Origin of the sequence: Bacillus smithii (assembly GCF_001050115.1) — a bacterium.
GTDB classification, from domain to species: Bacteria; Bacillota; Bacilli; order Bacillales; family DSM-4216; genus Bacillus_O; species Bacillus_O smithii.
This window is the reverse complement of the sequence record NZ_CP012024.1, coordinates 2,527,553-2,551,770: the sequence shown is the minus strand read 5'-3', so window position 1 is coordinate 2,551,770 and position 24,218 is coordinate 2,527,553. Positions and strand designations below refer to the sequence as shown.

The window sequence follows — 24,218 nt, the reverse complement described above, 5'->3', positions numbered from 1 at the left end:
TTAAGGTATTATAGGAGAACGAGACCAGTTCGTAAACAATTTCACAAAGTTTTTTACAAGAAAAGCTTTTTATTTCCTAGGTTTTAATATAATAGAAATAAGAGGAAAAGTATGAAGGAGTGGGAAATGCAGTGACTGTTACGATATATGATGTAGCAAGAGAAGCGAATGTTTCCATGGCGACGGTTTCAAGGGTGGTGAACGGAAATCCCAACGTGAAACCAACGACAAGAAAAAAAGTGTTGGAAGTGATCGAAAGATTGGGCTATCGTCCGAATGCGGTAGCTAGAGGGCTGGCCAGCAAAAAAACGACAACAGTCGGTGTGATCATTCCCGACATTTCCCATATTTTTCATGCGGAACTGGCCCGAGGAATTGAAGATATTGCCACCATGTATAATTACAACATTATTTTGAGCAATTCCGATCAAAATAAAGAGAAAGAGATTCGTCTTTTAAACACGATGCTTGGCAAACAAGTGGATGGGATCGTGTTTATGAGCGGGACCATCACAGAAGAACATGTAAAGGAATTTGAACGTTCGTCTGTACCGATCGTTCTGGCGGGATCCGTTGAACAATCCAATCAAATCCCTTCTGTTAATATCGACTATAAACGGGCCGCTTATGAAGCCGTTGAAATGCTGACGAAAAAAGGGCATAAACGTATCGGTTTTGTGGCTGCACCTTTCAACAACACCATCAGCAAGGAATTTATATTCGAAGGTTATAAAGAGGCCTTGAAAGATGCCGGTATTTCTTGGAAAGAAGAATGGCTGTTTGAAGGGGACTACACATATGACTCCGGAATGGAAGCTTGGGGAAAATTCCGGGAAAATGCAGAAAAGCCGACCGCTATTTTTGTCAGCAACGATGAAATGGCATTAGGCGTTGTTCATGGAGCGCAAGATGACGGTGTTCATATTCCGGATGATCTGGAAATCGTTAGTTTCGAAAGTACAAAGCTATCGGTGATGGTTCGACCGAAATTAACAGCTGTCGTACAGCCGCTTTACGACATCGGAGCTGTTGCGATGAGGCTGCTGACAAAATATATGAACAAAGAGGAAGTGAAAGACCATATTGTTATACTGCCACACCGAATTGAAAAACGGAATTCTACAAAATAAGGTCCAACAATAGCCAGCCACGATCTCCGTCGCTGGTTATTGTTGGACCTATTGCATTTAGGAATATAATTTCCCCTTGCTTCTTTCAATCAAGAGGAAAGCAGGGACCATATTCAACTCCATTCACAAGAGACAAATAAAATAGTGATCTAATGCTCATAAGAAGAAACATAGCACCTGTTCCGCCAGTCGGATAGGTGTTTTTGATTGGTTCTTGTTTAAAAAAATGAAAATTCGAATAATATTTTTTATCAACTGACGGTTTCGTTTAATGTTCATGACGCAGCGGGTAAAGTGCTTTTTCTACGGTTAGGCGGTTTTTTTCCGTAATTTCCTGTTTACGGGGAATGGGTTTGTAGATTCCTTCAGGGTCTTCCCAAGCAGCAGGCAATGGAACAGGCGATTTTTTCGACCACTTCGATATCCATTTTTCTGGTAAAGGACCGTTAAAATGATTATTGTCGGTCATCTCCAGCCAAATTCGGGACCATGCCCGGGGAACGACTCTCCAAATATCATATCCCCCACCCCCTACGGCAATCCAGCGGCCGTCGCAATATTGATGGGCAATGGCGTGGGCCATTTTAGGAATGCGTTCATAAATTTTCATGGTAGTCGATAAGTGGGTCAAAGGATCATAATAGTGGGCATCCGCACCGTTTTGTGTCAAAATCACATCCGGTTTAAAATAGGCCGCGACTTCCCAAATGGCTGTTTCATACGCATGGAGCCAAGATTCATCTTCAGTGAAAGCATCCAAAGGGATGTTGAAGGAATAGCCGTAGCCTTTTCCGTTTCCCCTCTCGTTGATATTTCCAGTGCCCGGGAATAAATACCTTCCCGTTTCGTGGATGGACAACGTACAAACATTTGGATCATCATAAAAAGACCATTGCACACCATCGCCATGATGAGCATCGGTGTCTACATACAAAACCCTGGCATGATATTTTTCCAGCAAATACTGGATAGCGACAGAACTATCATTGTAGATGCAAAAACCGGAAGCTTTTCCGCGAAATCCATGATGCAGCCCTCCGCCTAAGTGAACGGCATGTTCGGCTTTGTCGGTCATGACCCAATCAACGGCTGTTAATGTTCCTCCTACCAACAGAGCGCTTGCTTCATGCATGCCTTTAAAAATGGGAGTATCCTCCGTGCCGAGCCCATATCCTTCGGCAATATCCGGGGATAGTTGTCCTTCTCCGGCTTTTTTTACCGCTTGAATATAAGAGGGATCGTGGATGAGGGTAAGCTCTTTTTCGGTGGCGATCCGCGGCGGAATGATATGTTCTTCTTTTAAGGCGTCAATGCTTTGCAATAAATCTATTGTCAAAGTGATTCTAAATTGATTGAACGGATGCTGATTATGGAATTTATAAGTTAATAGATCGTCTGAATAAATAAATACGGCCTTTTTTTTCATATGGAAATCCCGGGCATATTTGGCCATAAAACCGTATGCCCTTCCTTCTTTAATGCATGGATGAGTTCGAGAGGATTCATCGTTTGAACGCGAAAAACAAGAATTTTATATCGTTCATCCTTTTTGTCGGGATATACAAGAACGCTCAAAACATTGGCCTTCTGTTTATGAATCACGGTCACGACTTCGTACAGAATGCCTGTTTTATCAGGGACTTTTACTTCAATTTGGGACCCCGGCTGATTGGCTCCCGTCAATTCCACGAATGTATGGAGGACTTCTGTCTCGGAAAGGATGCCCACAAGTTTGCCGTCTTGGACAATGGGCAAACAGCCAATTTGATTGTCGTAGAAAAGATAAGCAACTTCTTCTACAAAGTCTAGAGGATGACCTGTCACCACTTTTTTGATCATAAAGGAATGAAGGGGTTTTTTCAGAATTTCTTCCCTTATTTCTTTTTGAAAAATGGAAGATGTGATATTTTTTAAATCCCGCTCGGTTACAAGACCAACTAAATGTTGTTTTTCATCCACAACCGGAATATGGCGGATTTTTTTAGATTTTAACAATTGAAGTGCATCTCGAATTGAAGCATCGGGGGGAAGGGTATAGACTTCCTTATTCATAATTTCTTCTACGATCATCATCATTTGCCTCCTTATCCTTTGACACAAACTTTAATACATAAAGCGGTTCATGAAACGAAGCTGATCGAATTTCTCAATGGATTGGGGGCTGACCCTTTTTCCTATCCTTGCCATCAAACAGTTGGCAGGGTGAGAACTGATTTCCGGATCATCGGTTGCATACCAAACAAGACCGCCGGCATTCATCATTTTTTCCATCACTTTTCGATATTCCCAAACATTTAAACCGGTGCCTTTTAAATCCCAATGCCAATAATATTCCGTCGTTATAATAATATAGTCTTCCATGGCATCATCCATCATGGAGACTCGCAAAAGATTCTTTCCTACTCCGAATCCCCGATATTCGGGAATTACTTCAATGGCTCCTAATTCAATAAGATCTTCCATGTTTCCTTCTGACCAGCGTTCTAGAGGATCAGGATATAGAAAGGTTACATAACCGACTATGGTTTGACGTTCCCGGGCGATGATAATTCTTCCTTCGGGGAGATCGGCAATTTCGATCAGCGCTTTATGCTGCTTTGAAGGCTGGCGAAAAGCGACAAGATCTTTGTGAAACTCTAAGTTTGCCAGCGTGTTTGAGGAAATCGGGCCTTCAATGATTAGTTCTCCTTTTGGAGTTTCCATTTTAAGAGAATGATACGTTTTTTTATGTTCCATCTGGTCACCACCTTGAAATCTTACTTTCATTATCTTATATAAGCACTATACCGGTAAACTATTTTTGCAAACTTTTCGGATTATTTTTGTTTTTTTGACAAAAATGGTATAATCAAGATAAGATGGAAAGGCAACGATGAAAAGAGGGAAATGACGGGATGGCAGAATCATGCAACATATGAAATTTTTAAAAAATTGAGAAAAAATAATAAATATAGTATAATAAAATTGTCATATTGAAAGGGGGAATCGGTCAAATGAGGTTGGAAGCGTTACCAGTCGTCGAAGGGGATTTCAATTTAAAAAATTATGAGGAAACTTATCAGTCGTTTGATTGGAAAGAAGCTGAAAAACATTTTTCTTGGTACGAAACGGGAAAAGTCAATTTGGCTTATGAAGCCATTGACCGCCATGTTGAGACTTTTCGCAAAAATAAAGTGGCTCTCTATTATAAAGACGCTGAAAGAAATGAAAAATATACGTTTAAAGAAATGAAAGAATGGACAAATCGGGCAGCAAATGTTTTGAAGGAGTATGGAGACGTTCAAAAAGGAGACAGGGTGTTTATTTTCATGCCCCGTTCGCCTGAACTGTATTTTGCCCTTTTAGGGACAATCAAGACCGGTGCCATCGTCGGTCCATTATTTGAGGCCTTTATGGAAGGGGCGGTAAGAGACCGGCTTCAAGATAGTGAGGCAAAGGTGCTGATCACTACAACGGAGCTTCTGCACAGGGTGCCCAAACAAGATCTTCCCGCTTTGAAAAAGATTTTTCTGGTTGGGAAAGATATTCAAGAAGATGAGACACATATCGACTTTTTGGCCAAACTGAAAAACGCCAGCAAACGGTTTGATATCGAGTGGGTCGATCGAAACGATGGTTTGATCCTTCATTATACTTCAGGGTCTACGGGAAAGCCAAAAGGTGTCCTTCATGTTCATAATGCGATGATCCAGCATTATCAAACAGCCAAGTGGGTGCTCGATTTGAAAGAAGACGATGTTTATTGGTGCACAGCGGATCCGGGCTGGGTAACGGGGACGTCTTATGGAATATTCGGACCTTGGTTAATGGGAGCATCAAACGTGATTGTGGGCGGACGTTTTAATCCTGAACATTGGTATAAGACGATTGAAGAGTTCGAGATTACCGTTTGGTACAGTGCTCCAACTGCTTTTCGCATGCTCATGGGAGCAGGAGATGAACTCGTGAAACAGTTCGATTTAAGTTCGCTCCGCCATATATTGAGCGTTGGTGAACCGTTGAATCCTGAAGTGGTGCGATGGGGAAAGAAAGTTTTTGATGTTCGCATCCATGATACGTGGTGGATGACGGAAACAGGAGCCATTATGATTTGCAATTATCCATGCATGGAGATTAAACCAGGATCCATGGGCAAACCGCTTCCCGGCGTGAAAGCCGCCATTGTGGATGACAGAGGAAACGAACTCCCTCCTAATCGGATGGGGAATTTGGCCATCAAAAAAGGTTGGCCTTCCATGATGTATACGATTTGGAAAAATAAAGAGAAATATGAATCTTACTTTTTAGCCGGAGATTGGTACGTATCGGGGGATTCCGCATATAAGGATGAAGATGGATATTTTTGGTTCCAGGGACGTGTGGATGATGTGATTATGACATCGGGTGAACGAGTAGGACCTTTTGAGGTAGAAAGTAAATTGGTAGAGCATCCCGCAGTTGCCGAAGCGGGGGTCATCGGGAAGCCGGACCCTGTACGCGGGGAAATTATTAAAGCGTTTGTTGCGTTAAGGGAAGGATATGAACCTTCTGATGAACTGAAGGAAGACATTCGCCAATTTATTAAGAAAGGCTTGGCGGCTCATGCCGCTCCGAGGGAAATTGAATTCCGCGACAAACTACCGAAAACACGAAGCGGAAAAATTATGCGCCGCGTCTTAAAAGCTTGGGAACTAGACTTGCCGACTGGCGACTTATCCACAATGGAAGACTAGTTCGAAATCGTTGTTTCATTGTCTGCATGTACAAAACGAAGTGAAGAGGTCTTTTCCTTCCTTTTGTGAAAAGGGCTGACTGTTTGCTTAGTCAGCCCTGTTTTTTGCTTTTGCTCATAAGAGAATGATTGACATTAAGGTCGTTGTCATAGCTAATGCCGAGATTTCTTCGATCCAAGTGATCCAACAAGCGGCTTGAATGGCAAATGACTTTGCCTAAATTTTTACGTCGCATTGACAATCCTATATAACTGTGATAAAAATTCATATATGAACGAATGTAGAATGACAAATGCATCGTGGAAAAGCCGTGAAGGGAATCAGTAGTTCGCTGTCTTTGCTTTCAGAGAGTCGGTGGATGGTGCAAACCGATACATGCAGTTGAACGAATTACCTCCCGGAGCTTTTGCCGTGAAAAGGAGAGTAGCGGCAAACGGTCTAAACCGTTAGCAATCAATGAGTGGAGAAGCAATTCTCAATTTGGGTGGTACCGCGCGAACAGCGTCCCTGCTTTTTTAGCAGGGACTTTTTTGCGTTTGGAAAAAATTTCTTGATCAAAGGAGGAACAACGGTGAATTTACTGGAAGAATTACAGTGGAGAGGGATCATTTACCAACAAACAGATGAACAGGATATTAAGGAGCTTCTTGAAAACGAAAAGATTTCGCTATATTGCGGAGTGGATCCAACGGCCGACAGTCTGCATATTGGACATTTGCTTCCGTTTTTGACACTTCGTCGTTTTCAACAGCACGGGCACCGACCGATTGTGCTGATCGGTGGAGCAACGGGGATGATTGGCGATCCAAGCGGGAAAAAAGAAGAACGCAAACTTCAAACGATTGAAACGGTTCAAGAAAATGTAAAAGGGTTGAAAAAACAATTAGAGAAAATTTTTGATTTTGATGGATCCAACGGAGCGGTGCTCGTCAATAATTATGACTGGACAAGTACGATGAACGTCATTACGTTCTTGCGTGATTATGGAAAATACATCGGCATCAATTACATGCTGGCAAAAGATACGATCGCTTCCCGCCTAGAAACCGGTATTTCGTTTACAGAGTTCAGCTACACGATTTTGCAAGGGATCGACTTTTTGCATTTGTTCGATGAGTATCAATGTAAATTACAAATCGGCGGAAGCGACCAATGGGGCAACATTACAACCGGATTGGAATTAATTCGAAAGATTCATGACGGAGCAAAAGCGTATGGTTTAACGATCCCGCTTGTGACGAAAGCAGATGGCACAAAATTCGGGAAAACAGAAAACGGTGCTGTTTGGCTGGATCCGGAAAAGACCTCTCCTTTTGAATTCTATCAATTTTGGATTAACACAGCGGATGAAGATGTAGTGAAATACTTAAAATACTTTACGTTCCTGACAAAAGAAGAAATTGAGGATTTGGAACAATCATTGAAAAAAGAGCCGCATTTGCGCAAAGCTCAAAAAGCGCTTGCGGAAGAAATGACCCGCCTTATTCATGGCCAAGAGGCGCTCAATCAAGCGATTCGCATTTCAGAATCGTTATTCAGCGGAGATATTAAACAATTATCAGCAGAAGAGATTAAACAAGGATTTAAAGATGTCCCTTCCTATGAAGTGAAGGAAACTCAAGAACTGGGTTTGGTTGATTTATTAGTCCAAGCAAAAATTTCTCCATCGAAACGCCAGGCTCGCGAAGATATTCAAAATGGAGCCATCTATATCAACGGAGAAAGAGTCACGGATACAAGCTATCAATTAACGGAAAATGACCGTATTGAGGGCCAGTTTACGATTGTCCGCAGAGGGAAAAAGAAATACTTTTTAATTAAATACTAAGAATAAAAACAGCGTCCTAAAAAGTCATGGGACGCTGTTTCTGTTATATGAATACGGATGTTAAAAGCTTTTTTCCTCAAAAGAGAAGAGATTCTTTCATTGAGGAATCGAAAAAATGGGGAACTGACGAGCGAAGAAATGAAAAAAGAGCCTAAACAGGCTCTTTTTAAATTGATTAACGAGAGTAGAACTCAACGATAAGAGATTCGTTAATTTCAGCAGGAAGCTCAGAACGTTCTGGAAGACGAGTATAAGTTCCTTCTAATTTATCAGCATCAAAAGTTAAATATTCAGGAACGTAGTTGTTAGCTTCCACGGATTCTTTAATAATGTCAAGGTTGCGAGATTTTTCGCGAACACCGATGGTTTGCCCCGGACGAACTTGGTAAGATGGAATATCTACGCGGCTTCCATCTACAAGAATATGACCGTGGTTAACAAGCTGACGAGCTTGGCGGCGAGTACGCGCTAAACCGAGACGATAAACAAGATTGTCAAGACGGGATTCCAGCAAAATCATGAAGTTTTCACCGTGAACCCCTTTCATTTTGCCAGCTTTTACGAACAGATTACGGAATTGACGTTCATTTACTCCGTACATATGGCGTAATTTTTGTTTTTCTTGCAATTGAAGACCATATTCGGAAAGTTTTCTACGTTGGTTTGGACCATGTTGTCCAGGAGCATATGGGCGTTTTTCTAATTCTTTCCCCGTTCCGCTTAAGGAAATGCCAAGGCGACGGGAAATTTTCCATGTAGGGCCAGTGTAACGAGCCATGGAAAAACTCCTCCTTTATTTTATTTTGTTGTAAAATAAAAAACAGGCGTGAGACAGCAATTTTGGCCATTTTGTTTTCATGCACCATCGCCCCAGCAGCTAAGGGTTACGCGATGCACCTCATCCAAGATTTATTCTCATTGGATGTGAGGAACAAAATGAACGCAAAAATGTGTTCACAAAGGCTGCTTACTTTATTTTACACAAACCTCATTATATGTCGTCTTGTTGTGTGAGTCAAGGGCGTTTTAAGAAAAGAGTCAGTCAAGACTTTGTGGGAATTTTTTTGGTTCGCTGAAAATAGATGTAAGTCATAGGTTAGCGAACCATTTTTTTGAATTTCATCCGTAAGCGCTTTCGGACTCTCATCCCTTGCCATGACAGACGAATATGTATACCTTTTTTTACCATCCCTTGAATTCAGACAGGGCATGATAGATCGGAGTCCCGGACGATTGCTGTAAATATGGCACGTTATTCCGCGTTACCTCTGGAAGAAGACGGCGGATGCGTTGTTTCGCCTTGTTCACGATCGTCTGTTTGGTAGATGCCGTTTCCTCCGCCGGATGCGACGATTCTTCTCCTAAACGATGTCCGAAAAGACGAATCCCATCCATCCGGGCAATCATTGCCTTGAAAAACGCCCTGAGTCCCTTGTCTGTCCAACTGCGGCGGTATTTCACCCGATACGCCAGCTGGCTCATCACGCTTTCAGCCCTCCCCATCGGATACATGCCCGTTGTGTCCACTCCTTGCTCCTTCAGCCATTCCCGGTAATCACGGATGCATCCCGGCATCGATTCGATCCGGTGGATCAAGGCAGCCAGCTGTTGTTCTTTCGCTTCGTCCCCCAGCGTGCCGAGGGCGCTGTTCAGTTCCACAAGCAGCTTCTCTTCATCCTGCTTCGCCAGCTTTTGCCGAATCGCCTGCCACCGTGGATGGCCCGAGAGGCATTGGCGCAACTCACGCGCCACGTGGAATCGATCCAATTGGAAGCAGACCCGTCCTTTGAAATACTCCCGGCACGCGGTAATCCATGGAGCGCCGTCCCCGTTGATGACAAGAAGATCCCGACACGGATCATAGGCATATTCGTTCATCAAAAATTCCTCGAAGCCTTCCCACACCTCCCCCTTGCCTTCATGGACGTAATGGCGCTGATTCACGAATTCGATCCGTGAGCCGTTGCGCTTCCATCCTTCGTGAACGGTCAGGATTTTGTCTTCCTTGGCCCGTTTTCCCTTCCCTTGGAGAGAGACAAACAGTCCATCGGCCTCCACAAACAGCACCCGTCCATATCGCTGGTCAACCGGGCAGTGCAGCGGAACTTCAGCCTCGAGCACCAACTGGCGGATCGTCTCATGGCTCATCACCGGATACCCGACCATCTGGGCAAGCGTATGAGCCGCTTTGCGATAGGAAGAGCACTCCACAGCCAATCCCATCGCCGTTTCTTCTAGACAAGGGCTGATTGACTGCGATCCATCAAACGCTAAAAAGGAATCAAGCAAAAACGTGTAACGGTTTTGTTCTCGGTCTAAATAGTAGTTTCGCTCAAAGGTAACTTCGCCAAACAAGGTTTGAATCGTGGTGCGTCGTTTGTCTTTCAAGTGGTACCGGCGCTTGTCCCGGGTTTCCGCCAATTGTCGGTCGATGTCCTCCAACAGAGCCGTAAACAGCTCGGTGAAGGCGTTTTGCAAGGCTCGAAACAAATCAAGTTCGATCTCTTTCCATGTCAACGAATTTGTGGTAAGATGTTGTTGAATATTCATGGGACTCTCTCCTCCTGTTTGATGGTGTGAACAATGATCATCTTACCAGGGAGAGAGTCCTTTTTTCATGTTTCCTGCTTGGGATCCTACCGCACTTTGCTTGGTGGCCCCGATGAGGGGGATTGCGAACCTACGTTCCCAACCCCCTCATCGGGGAATTCTAAGAATTTCTCCCACAAACATTTTACTCACACTTAAGAAAAAGGTGAAAGTTGATTGGATAGCGAAAAGAAAGTGGGAGCACTGATTTCAGAATAAGGCATTGAAACGGAATCATCAAAAGTTTGCTTCAAAAGGATAGGATCAGCCTGCGAAATGAACTTGGAGTATCATTAAAATCGAAACAATGATTTCATAAGCAGCTGTGCTGAAATGAGTGTTTCTAATATGAAAATGAGAAAGACTGCCAAACTGCTTGCTTGAATCTGATCAATGAATTTTTTATTCCTCCTGTTTCTCTTTTCTGTTTTTGCATCCCCGACTAACTATTTTTATTGTCTTAATTAAAATTCGAGAGGAAGATAAAACTTATTTATTAGTGAAATAGTCATTTCTTTTTTCATATTTATGGAATTAAGGTAGTAAAAAAATAATAAATCAGGACAATGGAAAAAGTTTGAATAATATATATAATAATCTTTTTTTCTATGCTATACTATAAAGGATTGATTTGAAAATAATGCAAGGTGATTAAATTTATTTAATATTCCGAAAAATATTTAATTAAAAATCGTTTTGTATGATTGACATGGATCTAAATGAGGAAAATTTTATAGTTGGAAGGTACGAGTTTCAAAACCTTTACGTCAGTTGACGCAACATGATTGAAATGGAAACCGGGAATCCTTCCTTTTAAGCGTGCAGAGCTGTGTGGAGCTTTGCAGCCGCTGCAAAATCAATTGGATGGGAAACACAGGTGATTAAAGGATGAACGAAATCTTTTTGAAAAATATGATGACTTTGTACAAAGCGAAACTATATGAGCTTATCGTGGCCCCGGATGAACAAAATGTTCAACAAAAATGGCTGAAATCTATTTCTGACATTTTAAAGTCAGAAAAATTCCATTTTTTGGACAAAAGTTCGATGCAAACCGTTTCAAATGAACAGCGGAAAGAGATCGAGCATCTGTTTGAAAATAAACGATGGGTACAACGGGATATCCTGGATGTCAGTCGCTGCTATTCCGAATATTCGTTTGGCGTCCAGTTTCTTTGTGAACATGAAGTCTATGGCTGTTTATTTGTAAAAACTCCTTTGGAAGAAAAAATCACCGAAAGGTTTTTAAAAGAATTTACGGAAGAAAGCCATCGTTTTTTTCAACGTTATGCCTTTGTTTCTTCCATCTCGAATGGGGAAAAATTTTATAAAGAATTGTTTCAAGCAACAAAAAGATTTCATTCTTCAATGAATATTGAATGTGTATTAAACGAAATGGTGGACACCCTCAAACGCGTTTTTCCTCATTATTTTTATTCGTTAAATCTTACCATTGATAAAAATGACATAGAATTGCCCGTCCATTTATTTGAAATGGAAAATACTCGCTCTATGGCGATGGAAGCGTATGTAAGCGGCGAAGTAAAAGTGGAGCACTTAACGCAAGCAAACAAAAGTGTTTTATATGTCCCTATAAAAGGAAAGCAAGGGGTGTACGGACTTTTAAAAGTCGATTGTCCGCTTTTTCAATTGAACAACGAAAGAATTGAGTTTATTCGGCTGCTTGTGGAAACAGGTGGAAGCGCTTTGGAAAATGCCAAGCTTTATCAGCAATCGAGACGATTTATTGCCGATTTGCAGCTTATCAACGAAACATCGCGGCAGTTGAATTCCAATTTGCGCTTTTCCGATACTATATTGTTTTTGCAGTCCAAAATCCTTTCCTCCTTTGGAGCTTCTGCTTGCGGATTCATTTTTATAGAAAAAGATGGCTATAAAGTATTGGAAGGAAGCTCCCCGATTTTTTTGGATGAATCGGGAAAAATGTACATATCGTATGTAGGAAAGAGAATGGAAGAAGAAAAAGATTCGATATTTATTGGGGACATAGCCAGAAAAATAACGGATAGAAAATTTCCATATCGTTCATTAATGGCTGTCCCCATGTTTGAAAGCGACATGCTAAAAGGATTTTGCATTGTATTGAAAGACAGCGCCTATGGATTTACGTTTGATATGTATAAATTGCTGCAGTCCTTGATTTATCATTCCACATTGGCTTTGACCAATTCTCTTTTAAGAGAGGAACTTGAACGTCTTGTGATTACCGATCATTTAACGAATTTATATTCCCGAAACTATTTGGAGTCAAAGATGAGCGAGTCGCTGCAGAACGACGAACAAGGGAGCTTTCTTCTGATCGATATTGATGATTTTAAAAAAATCAATGACACGTACGGACATCAAGTAGGGGATGAGGTCATCGTTCAAGTGGCCAAAATTATTCAATCTGTCTCCGGTCAAAAAGGAATAGCTGCAAGATGGGGCGGAGAGGAGCTGTCTATCTATTTTCCTCATTTGACTGTGAATGAAGCAGAGAAACTTTCACAAAGGATAGTAGTAGAAGTGGAAGAAAAGACGAATCCGAAAGTGACGGTTTCTTGCGGAATGTCTCGATGGTACAAAGGAAGTGGAGAAGACGTAGAATCGTTGTTTAAAAAAGCCGACCAAGCACTGTACGTTTCGAAAGCAACCGGCAAAAACAAAATGACCATTAGTTATCATAGTGAAAACGACAGCAAAATGCCTTTTTCATAACAAGACGAGATGAGGCAGATTCCAAATTTTATTTGGAATCTGCCTCTTTTTTCGAAAGCAAACAAGCCTTTCTTATAAAAATTCCACTAAAGCATGAACAAATTGTTCCAACATGCTTTGATCGATCTCATCAAAACGATTGATAATCGGACTGTCGATATCGAGAACACCGATTAACTGTCCCGCTTTAATCATCGGAACGACTATTTCCGATTGGGAAGCGGCATCACAGGCGATATGGCCGGGAAATTGATGGACATCTTCTACGCGGATGGTTTTTCGTTCTGCTGCGGCTGTTCCGCAAACCCCTTTTCCGAGCGGGATGCGGACGCAGGCCGGCAGTCCTTGAAACGGTCCGAGGACAAGTTCATTTTTTTCTTGTTCATATAAATAAAAACCGACCCAATTTATTTCTTTAAGAAATTGATTTAATAAAGCGGAAGCATTGCTTAAATTGGCGATTCTGTTCGTTTCGGACTCCATCAAGGCTTTCAATTGTTTGATGACGAGTTGATACTGCTCTTCTTTAGAGCCTTTGTACGTTTCTGCTTGAAACATCATGATCACCCTTCTCTCTGAAAATTCACGTCGATTCTGAAAGAAAATGTCGATAAAATTATAAAGGATTTTTACGTATGAATCCGAAATTTGATAAAGAATAAGTTTTACAGCTTTGATAGGTTGCAGACATAATCAATGGGCACGTCACCGTCATTCGCATCCTTGCAACAAAGAGAATCCCCGATTTCTCAAACGGGAAAGGCAAACAGTCAAAAAACAGAAAATTCTGATCGATCAATGAAATCAAAAATCCCAGTTTTTGTTTTGTCCTAAACATCGCGATCAATTAAGGAGAGAAGAGGGAAGAAAATGAACGCAACATTAAAGGAAACGAAAGAATTAATTATGGACGCAGCCATTGTTCTTTTTAATACAAAAGGCTATGACGGAACCGGGGTAAGGGACATAGCCAAAAAAGCGAAAGTAAACCCAGCGAATATCTCCTATTATTTTAAAGGAAAACAAGGATTATTGGAAGCGTGTTTAACCCAATTTTTTGAAGGCTATTTGTCTTGTCTGGAAGAAAAAGTATTTTTACTTGAAATGGCGCCCCCGGACGAATGCTTAAAACAAGGCTTGAAGAGCATACTTTCGTTTCAAAGAGAAAATCATTTATTGACTCGTTTTGTCTGGAGGGAAGTGTCTATTGACTCCCAAATTTCGCGTGAAATCATTGCGTCCTATTTAGTGAAGGAAAAATATCTTTTTCATTTGATCCTGGAACAAGGAATCAAAGAGGGAATTTTCGCCAATCTTCCGGAAAGCTTAGTGATCATTCAATTAAAATCGCTGCTGACGATGCCGTTTTTACAAAGTCAATATTTGCGGGAGGTTTGGCACACATTCCCTCAAGAAAAATATTTTGTTGAAAAATACATGATCATGATCGAGCGTTGGATCGACTCAACGTTATGCTCCTTGCAAGAAACGCGTCATTTTGACAGAAAAATTATTTGACTGTTTTGCCGGAGCCGTCCTCAAGAAGAGAAAAGATCATCTTTTTTCTGCCTTGGCCAAGATCCTTTGCTTGATGGGCGTCTGATCCATAAATAAGAGGGATGCCCATTTCAGCTGCTTTCAAAGCGATGTCATTCGACGGGTATGGTTCCAGACAATCCGGTTTGTGGACGCCTGCACCGTTGTAATCTAAGGAAAAGCTATTTTTCTTTACAGCCGATAAAATCGATTCAATCATATGGTCAAAAGATTTTCGGCAAGGAAATTTGTTTTGAAATTTGCGAACAAGCGTGACATGGCCGATTCTTGCCGGGCGATATGGGCCAAGATCTGCCGCTATGGATTTTAATACCGTCTCGTAATAGCATTCATATGTCTTTTCAACGGAGCCGAAAACATCAACGATCTTTCCAAAGAGCTCAGCGCTGTAGTCAAGGCAGTACCACTCATTCCCTTTTTTTAGAAAGTGGACGGATAAAATGGCATCATCCAAAAGCGGCCCGTATCGATTCAAAAATTCTTTTGTTTTTTGCTCGTACCCCTCGATGTAATCCACTTCCAGTCCAATTTGGATATCAATGATCCCTTTATATTTCTTTTTCCATTCGGAAACTTCTTCTATGTAATCATCGATTTGGCCGGGATCCATACCGCTGTCTTTCGTCGGAGTCGTATCAATAAATCCGTCCGGAAGCGGGGCGTGTTCGGTAAAGGTTATTTTTTCAAAGCCAAGAGAAATGGCTGTTTCTATGTACGACTCGAAAGAATCATTGGTTCCGTGCGGGCAATAAGGAGTGTGAATATGACCATCGACCCTCATAAATAGTATTTCTCCTTTCAAATGCTCGAATTTATGATGGAAATAAGCTAAAATAAAGATTAGAAACGAAACCTTTATTATAATTGATCGGCAAAGTCAATTTTAATGAGAGAATCGAAAGTCGGATCCTCGATGAAAAGATATTTCTTTCGTATGAATAAAAGTGTATCAAATTTTTGAGTTTCCTGGTAAAAAATTAGAATTTATTTGTCAAAAAAGATCATTCACATGGTATCATATTTACATTAAGATATTTTTACGATAAAACGATGAACTATCCGTAACGGATCCTTGTTGGGTGAAGGGACAAGGATAAGTTATATATCATATAAGAGCAGCGTTTGCCTTTGAATCAAAATATCTCACGGCGGGATTTGGCGGAAGGCAGAGAGCCGGAAGGGATTTTGTAACAGAGGCTTAAGCCGCAGAAGGATTAATAAAAAAGTGAGGCGACTGTAGGTGCGACAAGCACAAGACAGCTTGCGAGGAGGTAGTATTTCAACCACCGCAGCAAGATGGATTGTGACCTCGAGCACCTAGGAGCCGGAGCTGGATTAGTCCGTCCCCCTCTTTTACAGGCGGGAAATTATGGACAATAAAGCGGGGTTTATTTAGAGAAAGTACGGCATATGTGGAACAGGGGGCTTACGATGGAGTTCGTCATCGGCACATTCTTATTGATCATCATAATGGTCACAATAGGTTTCTTAATGAAAAGAAAAAAGTATCAAGTTGTAGATCAATTGGACAAACGCAAAATCGAAATTATGAATCGACCTGTAGCGGATGAATTGAAAAAAGTAAAAAAATTAAATATGACTGGACAAACGGAAGAATTATTTGAACGGTGGCGTCAAACATGGGATGAAATCATTACGACGGAGTTGCCGGCAATCGATGAAAAGCTGATAGATGCCGAGAGTTGCATTGACAAATACCGTTTTCGAAAAGCACAAGAAATCATGAGACAAATTGAAGAAAATTTGGACAGTGCAGAGGAGAAAATTGATAATTTATTGCAAGAGCTGAATGAACTAGTAGGCAGTGAAGAAAAGAACCGCAGAGATATGGAAGAGATAAAAGAAAAATATCGTTCCGCTCGAAAAAGACTGCTTGCTCATCGTCATACATACGGAAAAACCGCACCTATATTGGAAATAAAGCTTGATAGTCTGTCCTCTCAATTCGATCAATTTGAAGAACTGACCGCTGAGGGGAACTATTTGGAAGCAAGAGAGCTTGTATTGAATCTGAAAGAAGAAATGGCGGATTTGCTGCATAAGATGGAGCGTATACCGGTGCTGATTCCGGAATGCACAAGCTTGCTTCCTTCCCAGCTGGATGAGCTTGAAGAAGGATATAAAGAAATGGAAGAGCAAGGGTATATTCTTAATCATTTGCAGCTTGATAAAGAAATTGCGAGAATCCGGAAAGAGCTGGATCTTTATAAAGATTTAATCGCGAAAACCGAAATTCAAGAAGTAGAAGATTCGTTGAACGAGACGAGGGAAAATATTGACCTTCTGTATGAATTGTTGGAAAAAGAAGTGAAAGCAAAGCATGACATAATCCAAAACAACAACCAAACATTTGAGCTGCTGCAAAAACTGAAAAAAAACAACAGAAAACTGAAAGAAGAAACCCAACTTGTTCAAGAAAGTTATCATTTAGTAGACGAACAAATTGATGTGCCAAAGAAATTAGATAAAGAATTGTCTCTGTTGGAGAAACGGTATGAAATCGTGTCCAGTAAAATATTTGCCAAACAGTCTGCTTATTCGCTGTTGAACGATGATTTAATGGAGATTCGAAAAAGCATTGAATCGCTTCAAGAAGAGCAGGAGAGATTTGCGGAGTTTTTAGGGAACTTGCGAAAAGATGAATTAGCCGCTAGAGATAAATTGGAAGAATTGAGAAGAATGATTCACGAATCCCATCGTAAAGTGGCGAAAAGCAATGTGCCCGGCTTGCCGGATTCCTATAAATCATTGATGGAGGATGCATCAGAACGAATCAATGAGGTCATTCAGTGCCTTCAAATGAAGCCGTTGAACATGAACCAAGTTCAAGACAAGCTGGAACTGGCTGTGGAAGCGGTGGAAGTTCTCAATCAAAAAACAGATGAATTGATTGAACAGGTGTTTTTGGCGGAAAAAGTCATCCAGTATGGTAATCGTTATCGGAGCCAATATCCGAACGTTCGGGAAAAACTGATAGAAGCGGAAAAAGCTTTTAGAAATTATGAATTCAGCGAGGCGCTTGAGCAAGCTGCAGCTGCAGTGGAAAAAGTGGATCCTCAATTTTTGAAAAAACTATCGGATCTATTGAATATGGATGGTAAAGACTAAAGAAAGCGGCTGATTCAAATGGATTTGGCCTCCCCATTTAAGAACAGGCTTAGATTGTGGGGAAGAGTTCGAATCTTACTTTGAATCGTCTGCTTTCTTTTTTTCTGTCTTTTAGAATGATAAGCTGCTTTCTTTCTGATTGTTCCCTACTTCAGGCTATGTTATTATTAGTATTTGAGTGTGAGAAATCATTCACAGAGAAGGTGTGAATTATGATTTACTTCGATAACAGTGCCACAACAAAACCATATAAGGAAGTAATGGAGTCATTTTTAAAAATAAATGAGAATTTTTATGCGAATCCGTCTTCCCTCCATTCTTTTGGAGGACAAGCGGAAAAATTATTGACTGAAGCGAGAAAGCAGATTGCTTCTTTGCTTCGTTGCAAACCAAGTGAAGTGTTTTTCACTTCCGGCGGAACAGAATCGAATAATTTGGCGATTAAGGGGACTGCGTTGCAATACCGCCATCGAGGAAACCATATTATCACGACTTCGATTGAACATCCTTCCGTGCACAATGCATGCAAGCAGTTGGAGGATCTTGGCTTTGAAGTCACTTATTTGCCTGTGGATAAAAAAGGAATGGTTCGAGTGGAAGATGTGGAAAAAGCGATTCGGCCGGAAACCATTCTCGTTTCCGTTATGCATGTCAACAATGAAATTGGGTCTATACAACCGGTCGAAGAAATTGGAAAACTATTGAAAAATTTCCCGAAAATTTTCTTCCATGTTGACCATGTTCAAGGAGCGGGGAAAATTCCTTTGCCTCTGTCTGACGGAATCATTGATTTCTGTTCTATTTCCGCACACAAATTCCACGGTTTAAAAGGAACCGGCATTCTTTATATAAAAGAAGGCATTCGAATTTCGCCGCTATTTTCAGGAGGAAGCCAAGAAAAAAATGTGCGAAGCGGAACTGAAAACACCGGTGGGATTGTTGCCATGGCAAAAGCTTTGCGAATGACCATGGAAAAGCAAAAGACGGCTTTGAAAGAAATGGAAAATATTCGCCGTTATTTATTCAAGAGTTTGCGCTCTATAGAAGACGTCACGATTTATTCTCCGGATTCCGGGGCGCCTCATATCATTAATTTTGCCATATCCGGTGTTCGAGGCGAAGTGCTCGTTCATGCGCTGGAATCAAAAGGGATCTTTCTGTCGACTACAAGTGCTTGTTCTTCGCGGCAAAATCAGCCGAGCCGTACATTACTGGCTATGGGAGTACCGGAAAAAGAGGCAGATTTCAGCGTTCGCATCAGTTTATCGTATGAAAACACAATGGAAGAGGCAAAAGAATTTATCACGACGTTAAAAGAATTATTGCCTACGATTACGAAAACAAAGAGGAGATGACCATGATTTACGATCGCGTGTTAATTCGATACGGGGAGCTGTCGACAAAAGGCAGAAACCGAAATGTTTTTGTGACGAAACTGAAAAAAAATATAAAAGATATCATGAAAAATGAAGGGAATATCCAAATTCAGGCAGGAAGAGACCGCATGTATCTTCTTCTAAATGAGGCTTCCTATGAAAGAATCAAAGAAAAACTATCGAATGTTTTCGGAATTCAATCGTTTAGCCCGGTAGTACGGACGGAGAAGAACATCGAAAAAGTCAAAGAAGCAGCGCTTACGCTCGTTAAAGCCAATTTTTCGCCTGGGAATACGTTTAAAATTAATGCAAGACGTTCGGATAAGACGTTTGAAATCGATTCCCAGGAAATGAACTCTGTTTTGGGGGCTCACATTTTAAAAAACATAGACGGAATTAAGGTCGACGTGAAGCATCCTGATATTGAACTTTTAGTAGAGGTTCGAAAAGAGGGCGTATTTTTATCCTGCGAGTGGGTCAAAGGAGCTGGAGGACTTCCGGCCGGTGTAAGCGGAAAAGCAATGTTGCTGTTGTCGGGGGGAATTGACAGCCCTGTTGCAGGTTACATGATGATGAAACGGGGAGTAGAAATAGAGGCTGTTCACTTTTTTAGTCCTCCTTACACAAGCGAACGAGCTAAGCAAAAAGTCATTGATTTGGCGAAAAAATTAACATCCTTTGGTGGAACCATTAAACTTCATATTGTTCCGTTTACAGAAATCCAGCAAAAAATCCATGAAACGGTTCCGGCTAATTACACGATGACTTCGACAAGAAGATTTATGTTAACCATTGCGGATGAAATCCGGAAGAAAAACGGCGGACTTGCACTTGTCACTGGGGAAAGCTTGGGACAAGTAGCCAGTCAAACAATGGAAAGTATGCTGGCCATCAATGATGTGACCAGTACACCCGTTCTAAGACCGCTCATTGCCATGGATAAACTGGAAATTATTGAAATCTCTCGAAAAATTGGAACGCATGATATATCCATTCTTCCTTATGAAGATTGTTGCACTATTTTTACACCGCCTTCTCCAAAGACAAAACCAAAATTGGAAAGGGTGGAACACTACGAAAGCTTTTTTGATTTTGAACCTTATGTAAGAGAAGCGGTTGAAAAAACAGAAACGCTCTTGATCAGCGAAGAGTTTGAATCGAAAGAGTTTCAAGACCTATTTTGACGTATTGTGAACTGCATCGGGAATAAAGCGGACCGATTATGCACATTTTAATGAATACAGGGAGGTGAAAATGGATGGCTAGAAATAATCGGTCTAACCAGCTTTTAGTTCCCGGTGTAGAAAATGCTCTTGAACAAATGAAGGCAGAAATCGCGCAAGAATTTGGTGTGCAGCTTGGGCCGGATGCAACAGCACGCGCCAACGGTTCTGTCGGTGGAGAAATGACAAAACGATTAATCCAAATGGCAGAACAGCAGTTAAACGGTTTATCAAGATAAAGATACTATTTCCTTCGATAAAATGATTTCTTCAATAAGAACCATAAATAAATGGAAGCGTCAAACTTTAGAAGCAAGGGGAAACCCTTGCTTCTTTCTGTTCGAAACTTTGCAGTCAGTTTACAATACCCGATCGAAAATTTGATTCAAATTGTGTGGATCATTTTGATATAATGGATCTATGTGAAAAGACAAGCAGTGATAGGTACTTTAGAAGGGTCTTTTTTTATACGTAAGTGTTTATCGTGAAAGGAGCTCTTCATGAAAAAGCGAGGCGAATGCGAGCCTGCCAAATACTTCTGGCGAAAGGCCTCATGATTATGCCCCGCTCCTAAAAAGGCGAAAGCCGGGAGTAGCTAGCAAGATTAAGGAGGGATCTCTGGATGAAAAGAGAGGATTTGTTGGCGCCAGAAAAATACAATATCGTAATGGAATTCGAAAAATATGCTTCCGATCCAAAAAAAGTGGCGATCAAATGGGAAAATGAAAATGGAGATACAAGAGAAATTACATATAGACAATTGATTCAAAACGCCAATCGAATTGGAAATGCCTTTTTGAGTCGAGGCTTGAAAAAAGGGGACATTATTTTAGTCATGACCCCACGCTTAATTGAAGCTTATGAAATTTATACGGCTGCTCTAAAGACGGGATTAGTCGTGGTTCCTTGTTCGGAAATGCTAAGAACGAAAGATTTGAACTATCGTATTGAACATGGAGATGTAAAAGCCGTCGTTTCTTATCATTCCCTTGTCGGGGAATTTGAAAAAACAGAGAAGTTTATAGACGGAAAATTGCTGCCGTTTGTATTTGGCGGAAAACGCGAAGGATGGCTGTCTTTAGAAGAAGAAGCGGAAAAACAGTCTGATTCATTGGAAATGGCCGATACACGAAGTGATGATATGGCCTTTTTGCCTTATACTTCGGGAACGACCGGAAATCCTAAAGGGGTTGTTCATACTCATGGATGGGGCTATGCACATTTAAAAACGGCGGCTCCTAATTGGCTGTGCATTGGAAAAGACGATATCGTATGGGCTACAGCCGGACCGGGCTGGCAAAAGTGGATTTGGAGCCCATTTTTGTCCGTTCTTGGGTCAGGAGCAACAGGACTTGTCTATAATGGCCGATTCAATCCAAAGAAATTTTTACACCTTTTGGAAAAATATAAAGTCAATGTGCTATGTTGTACACCGACTGAGTATCGATTAATGGCGAAAGTCGACAATTTGGGCGATTATCGTCTGGATCATCTACACAGTGCTGTTTCTGCAGGAGAGCCTCTGAACAGAAAAGTCATCGAGATCTTTAAAAAACAATTTGGAATTTATGTCCGCGATGGTTATGGACAAACGGAGAGCACTCTTCTCGTCGGTGTGACGAAGGACATGGAGATTCGTCCGGGATCCATGGGAAAACCAACGCCTGGAAACCACGTGGAAATTATTGATGACGACGGGAATCCTTGTCCACCTGGCGTAGTAGGCGATATTGCCGTCCATGTGTCAACTCCGGCTTTGTTTAAACAATATTATAAAGATCCGGAAAGAACGGCTAAGCAGTTTCGAGGAGAGTACTATATTACCGGGGACAGAGCCAAAAAAGACGAGGATGGATATTTTTGGTTCGAGGGTCGAGGCGATGACATTATTATCAGTTCCGGCTATACCATTGGCCCGTTTGAAGTGGAAGATGCTCTCGTTAAGCATCCGTATGTCAAAGAATGCGCTGTTGTGGCGAGTCCTGACGAGGTAAGAGGGAATGTAGTAAAAGCTTTTGTCATCTTAAAAGAAGGAGTGGACAAAAACGATCCTAACTTAATTCCCCGATTGCAAGAACACGTGAAAAAAGTGACGGCTCCATACAAATATCCGAGAAAAATTGAATTTGTGGATGAACTGCCTAAAACGGCTTCAGGCAAGATCAGACGGGTGGAGTTAAGAAACAAAGAGCTGCAAGCATTGAGCTAAGCTTGAAGAAAAACAGGCGGCACAAGCTGCCTGTTTTCCATTTTGTTCAAAAGGAAGGAATCCGATATGAAAACCCTTTGGCATAATGGAAAGATTTTTACGATGAATAAAGAAAACGAAACATGTGAAGCAGTTGTGACAGAAAATGGCACGATCTTATTTGCCGGTTCAAAGAAGGAAGCGGAGTTGTGTCATGCCCCTTTTGACCGCACCATTTCACTGGATGGTGCCGTAATGTTTCCGGGATTTGTCGATAGCCATATGCATTTGCTGGGTCTGGGAGAAAAACTCGATCGACTGGATTTCACCGAGATGAAATCCAAGAGAGACGTTTTAGCTGCTGTCAAAGAAAAAATTTCTTCTCTAAAAGAAGGCGAATGGCTGATCGGTGAAGGATGGGATGAAAGTCGCTGGTCGACAGGCGAAATATTGACAAAAGACGATCTTGATCAAATTTCAGACACGATTCCAATTCTTTTAAAAAAGGTGTGCCGACACACGGTTGTAGCGAATACCCCAGCTTTAAAGAAAGCGGGGATTGATGAAACATCTGTTGATCCTGAAGGTGGGAAAATCGAACGGGATGAGGACGGACGATTAACAGGAATCTTAAAAGATCGCGCCATTGACAGAATGTTTCAGACGCTTCCCGAGTATACAAATGACGACTTGAAGAAAATTCTCGAAACAGGGATTCAACATTGTTGGGAGAATGGATTGACAGGAGCCCACACGGAAGACTTGAATTATTATGGAGATTTTTGGCGGACGTATCGCGCTTTTGAGCACGTGATTCATCGAAGCAACCGGAAATTCCGGACCCATTTATTAGTGCATCATGAAGTTATAGATGAATGGAGGAAAGCGGGATTTGACTTTTTATTTGGCACTCCATTTTTGGAATTCGGAGCTATGAAAATTTTTGCTGATGGCTCTTTGGGCAGCCGAACCGCTTTATTAAGTTCGCCATATCAAGACGATCCGGAAACGAACGGTTTGGAAATCCATCCTAATGGCCAGTTGGTCGAAATGGTAAAAAAAGCGCGAGAAATGGGGCTGCCGGTTGCTGTTCATGCCATTGGCGACTTAGCTGTGGAGCGGGTATTGGATGTAGTGGAACAATATCCATCGGCGAAAGGAAAAAGAGACAGGATTATTCATGCAAATATTTTGCGACATGATTTAATCGCAAGACTAAAACAACAAAACCATCTTATACTCGATATTCAGCCTGGTTTTATTCGTTCCGATGTTTCCTATACAGGACGTTTGCCGGAATGTCTGCAGCAGTACGTATCTCCGTGGAAAACGATCTTAACAGAAGGGATACATTGTGCCGGCGGCTCGGATGCTCCTATTGAAGACGTGAATCCTTTTAAGCACATTGGCGCTGTCGTAGAAAGAGCCGATGGCCGTACGGATGAGAATCTAACTGTCTATGAAGCCATCTCGCTTTACACAAAAGGAAGTGCTTTTGCTTGTCATCACGAACACGATCGAGGCAAGATACAAAGAGGATACAAAGCTGATTTTACCATTGTGGATCGTGATGTATTCCATATTTCTCAAGAGGAGATTTCAAAAACGAAAGCAGTAATGACGGTGATAGACGATGAGATCGTTTATACTGCTTACTAGACCTATATTCAAACGGGTGAACGGCTTTTTAGTGAAAATCAACTGATTCGCCCAAGTCTTGTTAGGAAATTTATCAGTTGGGAAAATAAACATCGATATTATCATTGGA

18 protein-coding genes and 1 other annotated feature are annotated in these 24,218 nt (G+C 41.4%); of the genes, 11 read left to right on the top strand and 7 right to left on the bottom strand.

Annotated features, from left to right (window positions below; all coding sequences use genetic code 11):
* The first annotated feature begins 131 nt into the window (after positions 1–131).
* On the top strand, positions 132–1,130 hold the full coding sequence (ccpA, locus tag BSM4216_RS11930) for a catabolite control protein A (protein WP_048623843.1): 999 nt from the start codon (positions 132–134) through the stop codon (positions 1,128–1,130).
* A gap of 268 nt (positions 1,131–1,398) precedes the next feature.
* Here ccpA and BSM4216_RS11925 read toward each other — a convergent pair whose 3' ends face one another.
* From BSM4216_RS11925 to BSM4216_RS11915, 3 genes are read right to left on the bottom strand one after another with little or no spacing between them, the layout of a single operon-like run.
* A complete protein-coding gene (locus tag BSM4216_RS11925) occupies positions 1,399–2,556 on the bottom strand; it encodes an acetoin utilization protein AcuC (RefSeq protein WP_040342026.1) in 1,158 nt (385 codons plus the stop codon).
* Positions 2,553–3,200 (bottom strand): acetoin utilization AcuB family protein, encoded by a 648-nt coding sequence (locus tag BSM4216_RS11920; RefSeq protein ID WP_040342025.1) that lies wholly within the window; start codon positions 3,198–3,200, stop codon positions 2,553–2,555. Before BSM4216_RS11920 ends, BSM4216_RS11925 begins: the two co-directional genes overlap by 4 nt.
* A 33-nt stretch (positions 3,201–3,233) precedes the next feature.
* On the bottom strand, positions 3,234–3,866 hold the full coding sequence (locus BSM4216_RS11915; RefSeq protein WP_048623842.1) for a GNAT family N-acetyltransferase: 633 nt from the start codon (positions 3,864–3,866) through the stop codon (positions 3,234–3,236).
* 257 nt (positions 3,867–4,123) lie between these two features.
* Here BSM4216_RS11915 and acsA point away from each other — a divergent pair, with 257 nt between their 5' ends.
* Positions 4,124–5,842: an acetate--CoA ligase gene (acsA, locus tag BSM4216_RS11910; RefSeq protein ID WP_048623841.1), complete on the top strand. Its 1,719-nt coding sequence runs from the start codon at positions 4,124–4,126 to the stop codon at positions 5,840–5,842.
* A gap of 301 nt (positions 5,843–6,143) precedes the next feature.
* Positions 6,144–6,354 (top strand) — a binding site (T-box leader).
* 59 nt (positions 6,355–6,413) lie between these two features.
* The gene (tyrS, locus tag BSM4216_RS11905; RefSeq protein WP_048623840.1) at positions 6,414–7,670 is read left to right on the top strand and encodes a tyrosine--tRNA ligase; all 1,257 of its coding nucleotides are present in this window, start codon (positions 6,414–6,416) and stop codon (positions 7,668–7,670) included.
* A 175-nt stretch (positions 7,671–7,845) separates the two neighbouring features.
* On the opposite strand, the gene rpsD is transcribed toward tyrS, so the two are convergent.
* Positions 7,846–8,448 carry a 30S ribosomal protein S4 gene (rpsD, locus tag BSM4216_RS11900; protein WP_003355671.1) on the bottom strand — a complete coding sequence of 201 codons (603 nt, stop codon included), beginning with the start codon at positions 8,446–8,448 and terminating at the stop codon, positions 7,846–7,848.
* A gap of 404 nt (positions 8,449–8,852) precedes the next feature.
* Positions 8,853–10,220, bottom strand: coding sequence for an ISLre2 family transposase (locus BSM4216_RS11895; RefSeq protein ID WP_003355652.1), 1,368 nt, complete (start codon positions 10,218–10,220; stop codon positions 8,853–8,855).
* Positions 10,221–11,147: 927 nt separating this feature from the next.
* Here BSM4216_RS11895 and BSM4216_RS11885 point away from each other — a divergent pair.
* Positions 11,148–12,977, top strand: a complete 1,830-nt coding sequence (locus BSM4216_RS11885) for a sensor domain-containing diguanylate cyclase (RefSeq protein ID WP_048623838.1) — start codon at positions 11,148–11,150, stop codon at positions 12,975–12,977.
* Between the two features lie 72 nt (positions 12,978–13,049).
* On the opposite strand, the gene BSM4216_RS11880 is transcribed toward BSM4216_RS11885, so the two are convergent.
* On the bottom strand, positions 13,050–13,535 hold the full coding sequence (locus BSM4216_RS11880) for a GAF domain-containing protein (protein ID WP_003355668.1): 486 nt from the start codon (positions 13,533–13,535) through the stop codon (positions 13,050–13,052).
* Positions 13,536–13,847: 312 nt separating this feature from the next.
* On the opposite strand from BSM4216_RS11880, the gene refZ reads away from it, so the two are divergent.
* Positions 13,848–14,495, top strand: coding sequence for a forespore capture DNA-binding protein RefZ (refZ, locus tag BSM4216_RS11875; protein WP_003355667.1), 648 nt, complete (start codon positions 13,848–13,850; stop codon positions 14,493–14,495).
* Here the strand turns inward: refZ and hisJ are convergent.
* Positions 14,488–15,315, bottom strand: coding sequence for a histidinol-phosphatase HisJ (gene hisJ / locus BSM4216_RS11870; RefSeq protein ID WP_048623837.1), 828 nt, complete (start codon positions 15,313–15,315; stop codon positions 14,488–14,490). The genes refZ and hisJ overlap by 8 nt on opposite strands.
* 650 nt (positions 15,316–15,965) lie before the next feature.
* On the opposite strand from hisJ, the gene ezrA reads away from it, so the two are divergent.
* The 6 genes from ezrA to BSM4216_RS11840 all read left to right on the top strand — a co-directional run bounded on the left by ezrA (position 15,966) and on the right by BSM4216_RS11840 (position 24,109).
* The gene (gene ezrA / locus BSM4216_RS11865) at positions 15,966–17,663 is read left to right on the top strand and encodes a septation ring formation regulator EzrA (RefSeq protein ID WP_048623836.1); all 1,698 of its coding nucleotides are present in this window, start codon (positions 15,966–15,968) and stop codon (positions 17,661–17,663) included.
* A gap of 212 nt (positions 17,664–17,875) precedes the next feature.
* Entirely contained in the window at positions 17,876–19,018 is a 1,143-nt protein-coding gene (locus BSM4216_RS11860; RefSeq protein ID WP_048623835.1) for a cysteine desulfurase family protein, read from the top strand.
* A gap of 2 nt (positions 19,019–19,020) precedes the next feature.
* On the top strand, positions 19,021–20,223 hold the full coding sequence (gene thiI, locus BSM4216_RS11855; protein WP_048623834.1) for a tRNA uracil 4-sulfurtransferase ThiI: 1,203 nt from the start codon (positions 19,021–19,023) through the stop codon (positions 20,221–20,223).
* A 74-nt stretch (positions 20,224–20,297) separates the two neighbouring features.
* On the top strand, positions 20,298–20,501 hold the full coding sequence (locus BSM4216_RS11850) for an alpha/beta-type small acid-soluble spore protein (protein WP_003355662.1): 204 nt from the start codon (positions 20,298–20,300) through the stop codon (positions 20,499–20,501).
* Positions 20,502–20,884: 383 nt separating this feature from the next.
* The gene (gene mbcS, locus BSM4216_RS11845) at positions 20,885–22,471 is read left to right on the top strand and encodes an acyl-CoA synthetase MbcS (RefSeq protein ID WP_048623833.1); all 1,587 of its coding nucleotides are present in this window, start codon (positions 20,885–20,887) and stop codon (positions 22,469–22,471) included.
* 66 nt (positions 22,472–22,537) lie between these two features.
* The gene (locus BSM4216_RS11840; RefSeq protein WP_048623832.1) at positions 22,538–24,109 is read left to right on the top strand and encodes an amidohydrolase; all 1,572 of its coding nucleotides are present in this window, start codon (positions 22,538–22,540) and stop codon (positions 24,107–24,109) included.
* Positions 24,110–24,218: the final 109 nt, after the last annotated feature.

Excerpts from the sequence above, each read along its gene's own strand:
- rpsD (WP_003355671.1), bottom strand. The coding sequence starts at position 8,448 with ATGGCTCGTTACACTGGCCCTACATGGAAAATTTCCCGTCGCCTTGGC.
- ezrA (WP_048623836.1), top strand. The coding sequence starts at position 15,966 with ATGGAGTTCGTCATCGGCACATTCTTATTGATCATCATAATGGTCACA.
- BSM4216_RS11880 (WP_003355668.1), bottom strand. The coding sequence starts at position 13,535 with ATGTTTCAAGCAGAAACGTACAAAGGCTCTAAAGAAGAGCAGTATCAA.
- hisJ (WP_048623837.1), bottom strand. The coding sequence starts at position 15,315 with ATGAGGGTCGATGGTCATATTCACACTCCTTATTGCCCGCACGGAACC.
- BSM4216_RS11895 (WP_003355652.1), bottom strand. The coding sequence starts at position 10,220 with ATGAATATTCAACAACATCTTACCACAAATTCGTTGACATGGAAAGAG.
- BSM4216_RS11925 (WP_040342026.1), bottom strand. The coding sequence starts at position 2,556 with ATGAAAAAAAAGGCCGTATTTATTTATTCAGACGATCTATTAACTTAT.
- mbcS (WP_048623833.1), top strand. The coding sequence starts at position 20,885 with ATGAAAAGAGAGGATTTGTTGGCGCCAGAAAAATACAATATCGTAATG.
- refZ (WP_003355667.1), top strand. The coding sequence starts at position 13,848 with ATGAACGCAACATTAAAGGAAACGAAAGAATTAATTATGGACGCAGCC.
- BSM4216_RS11915 (WP_048623842.1), bottom strand. The coding sequence starts at position 3,866 with ATGGAACATAAAAAAACGTATCATTCTCTTAAAATGGAAACTCCAAAA.
- BSM4216_RS11850 (WP_003355662.1), top strand. The coding sequence starts at position 20,298 with ATGGCTAGAAATAATCGGTCTAACCAGCTTTTAGTTCCCGGTGTAGAA.
- BSM4216_RS11860 (WP_048623835.1), top strand. The coding sequence starts at position 17,876 with ATGATTTACTTCGATAACAGTGCCACAACAAAACCATATAAGGAAGTA.
- BSM4216_RS11885 (WP_048623838.1), top strand. The coding sequence starts at position 11,148 with ATGAACGAAATCTTTTTGAAAAATATGATGACTTTGTACAAAGCGAAA.
- acsA (WP_048623841.1), top strand. The coding sequence starts at position 4,124 with ATGAGGTTGGAAGCGTTACCAGTCGTCGAAGGGGATTTCAATTTAAAA.
- BSM4216_RS11840 (WP_048623832.1), top strand. The coding sequence starts at position 22,538 with ATGAAAACCCTTTGGCATAATGGAAAGATTTTTACGATGAATAAAGAA.
- BSM4216_RS11920 (WP_040342025.1), bottom strand. The coding sequence starts at position 3,200 with ATGATCGTAGAAGAAATTATGAATAAGGAAGTCTATACCCTTCCCCCC.
- thiI (WP_048623834.1), top strand. The coding sequence starts at position 19,021 with ATGATTTACGATCGCGTGTTAATTCGATACGGGGAGCTGTCGACAAAA.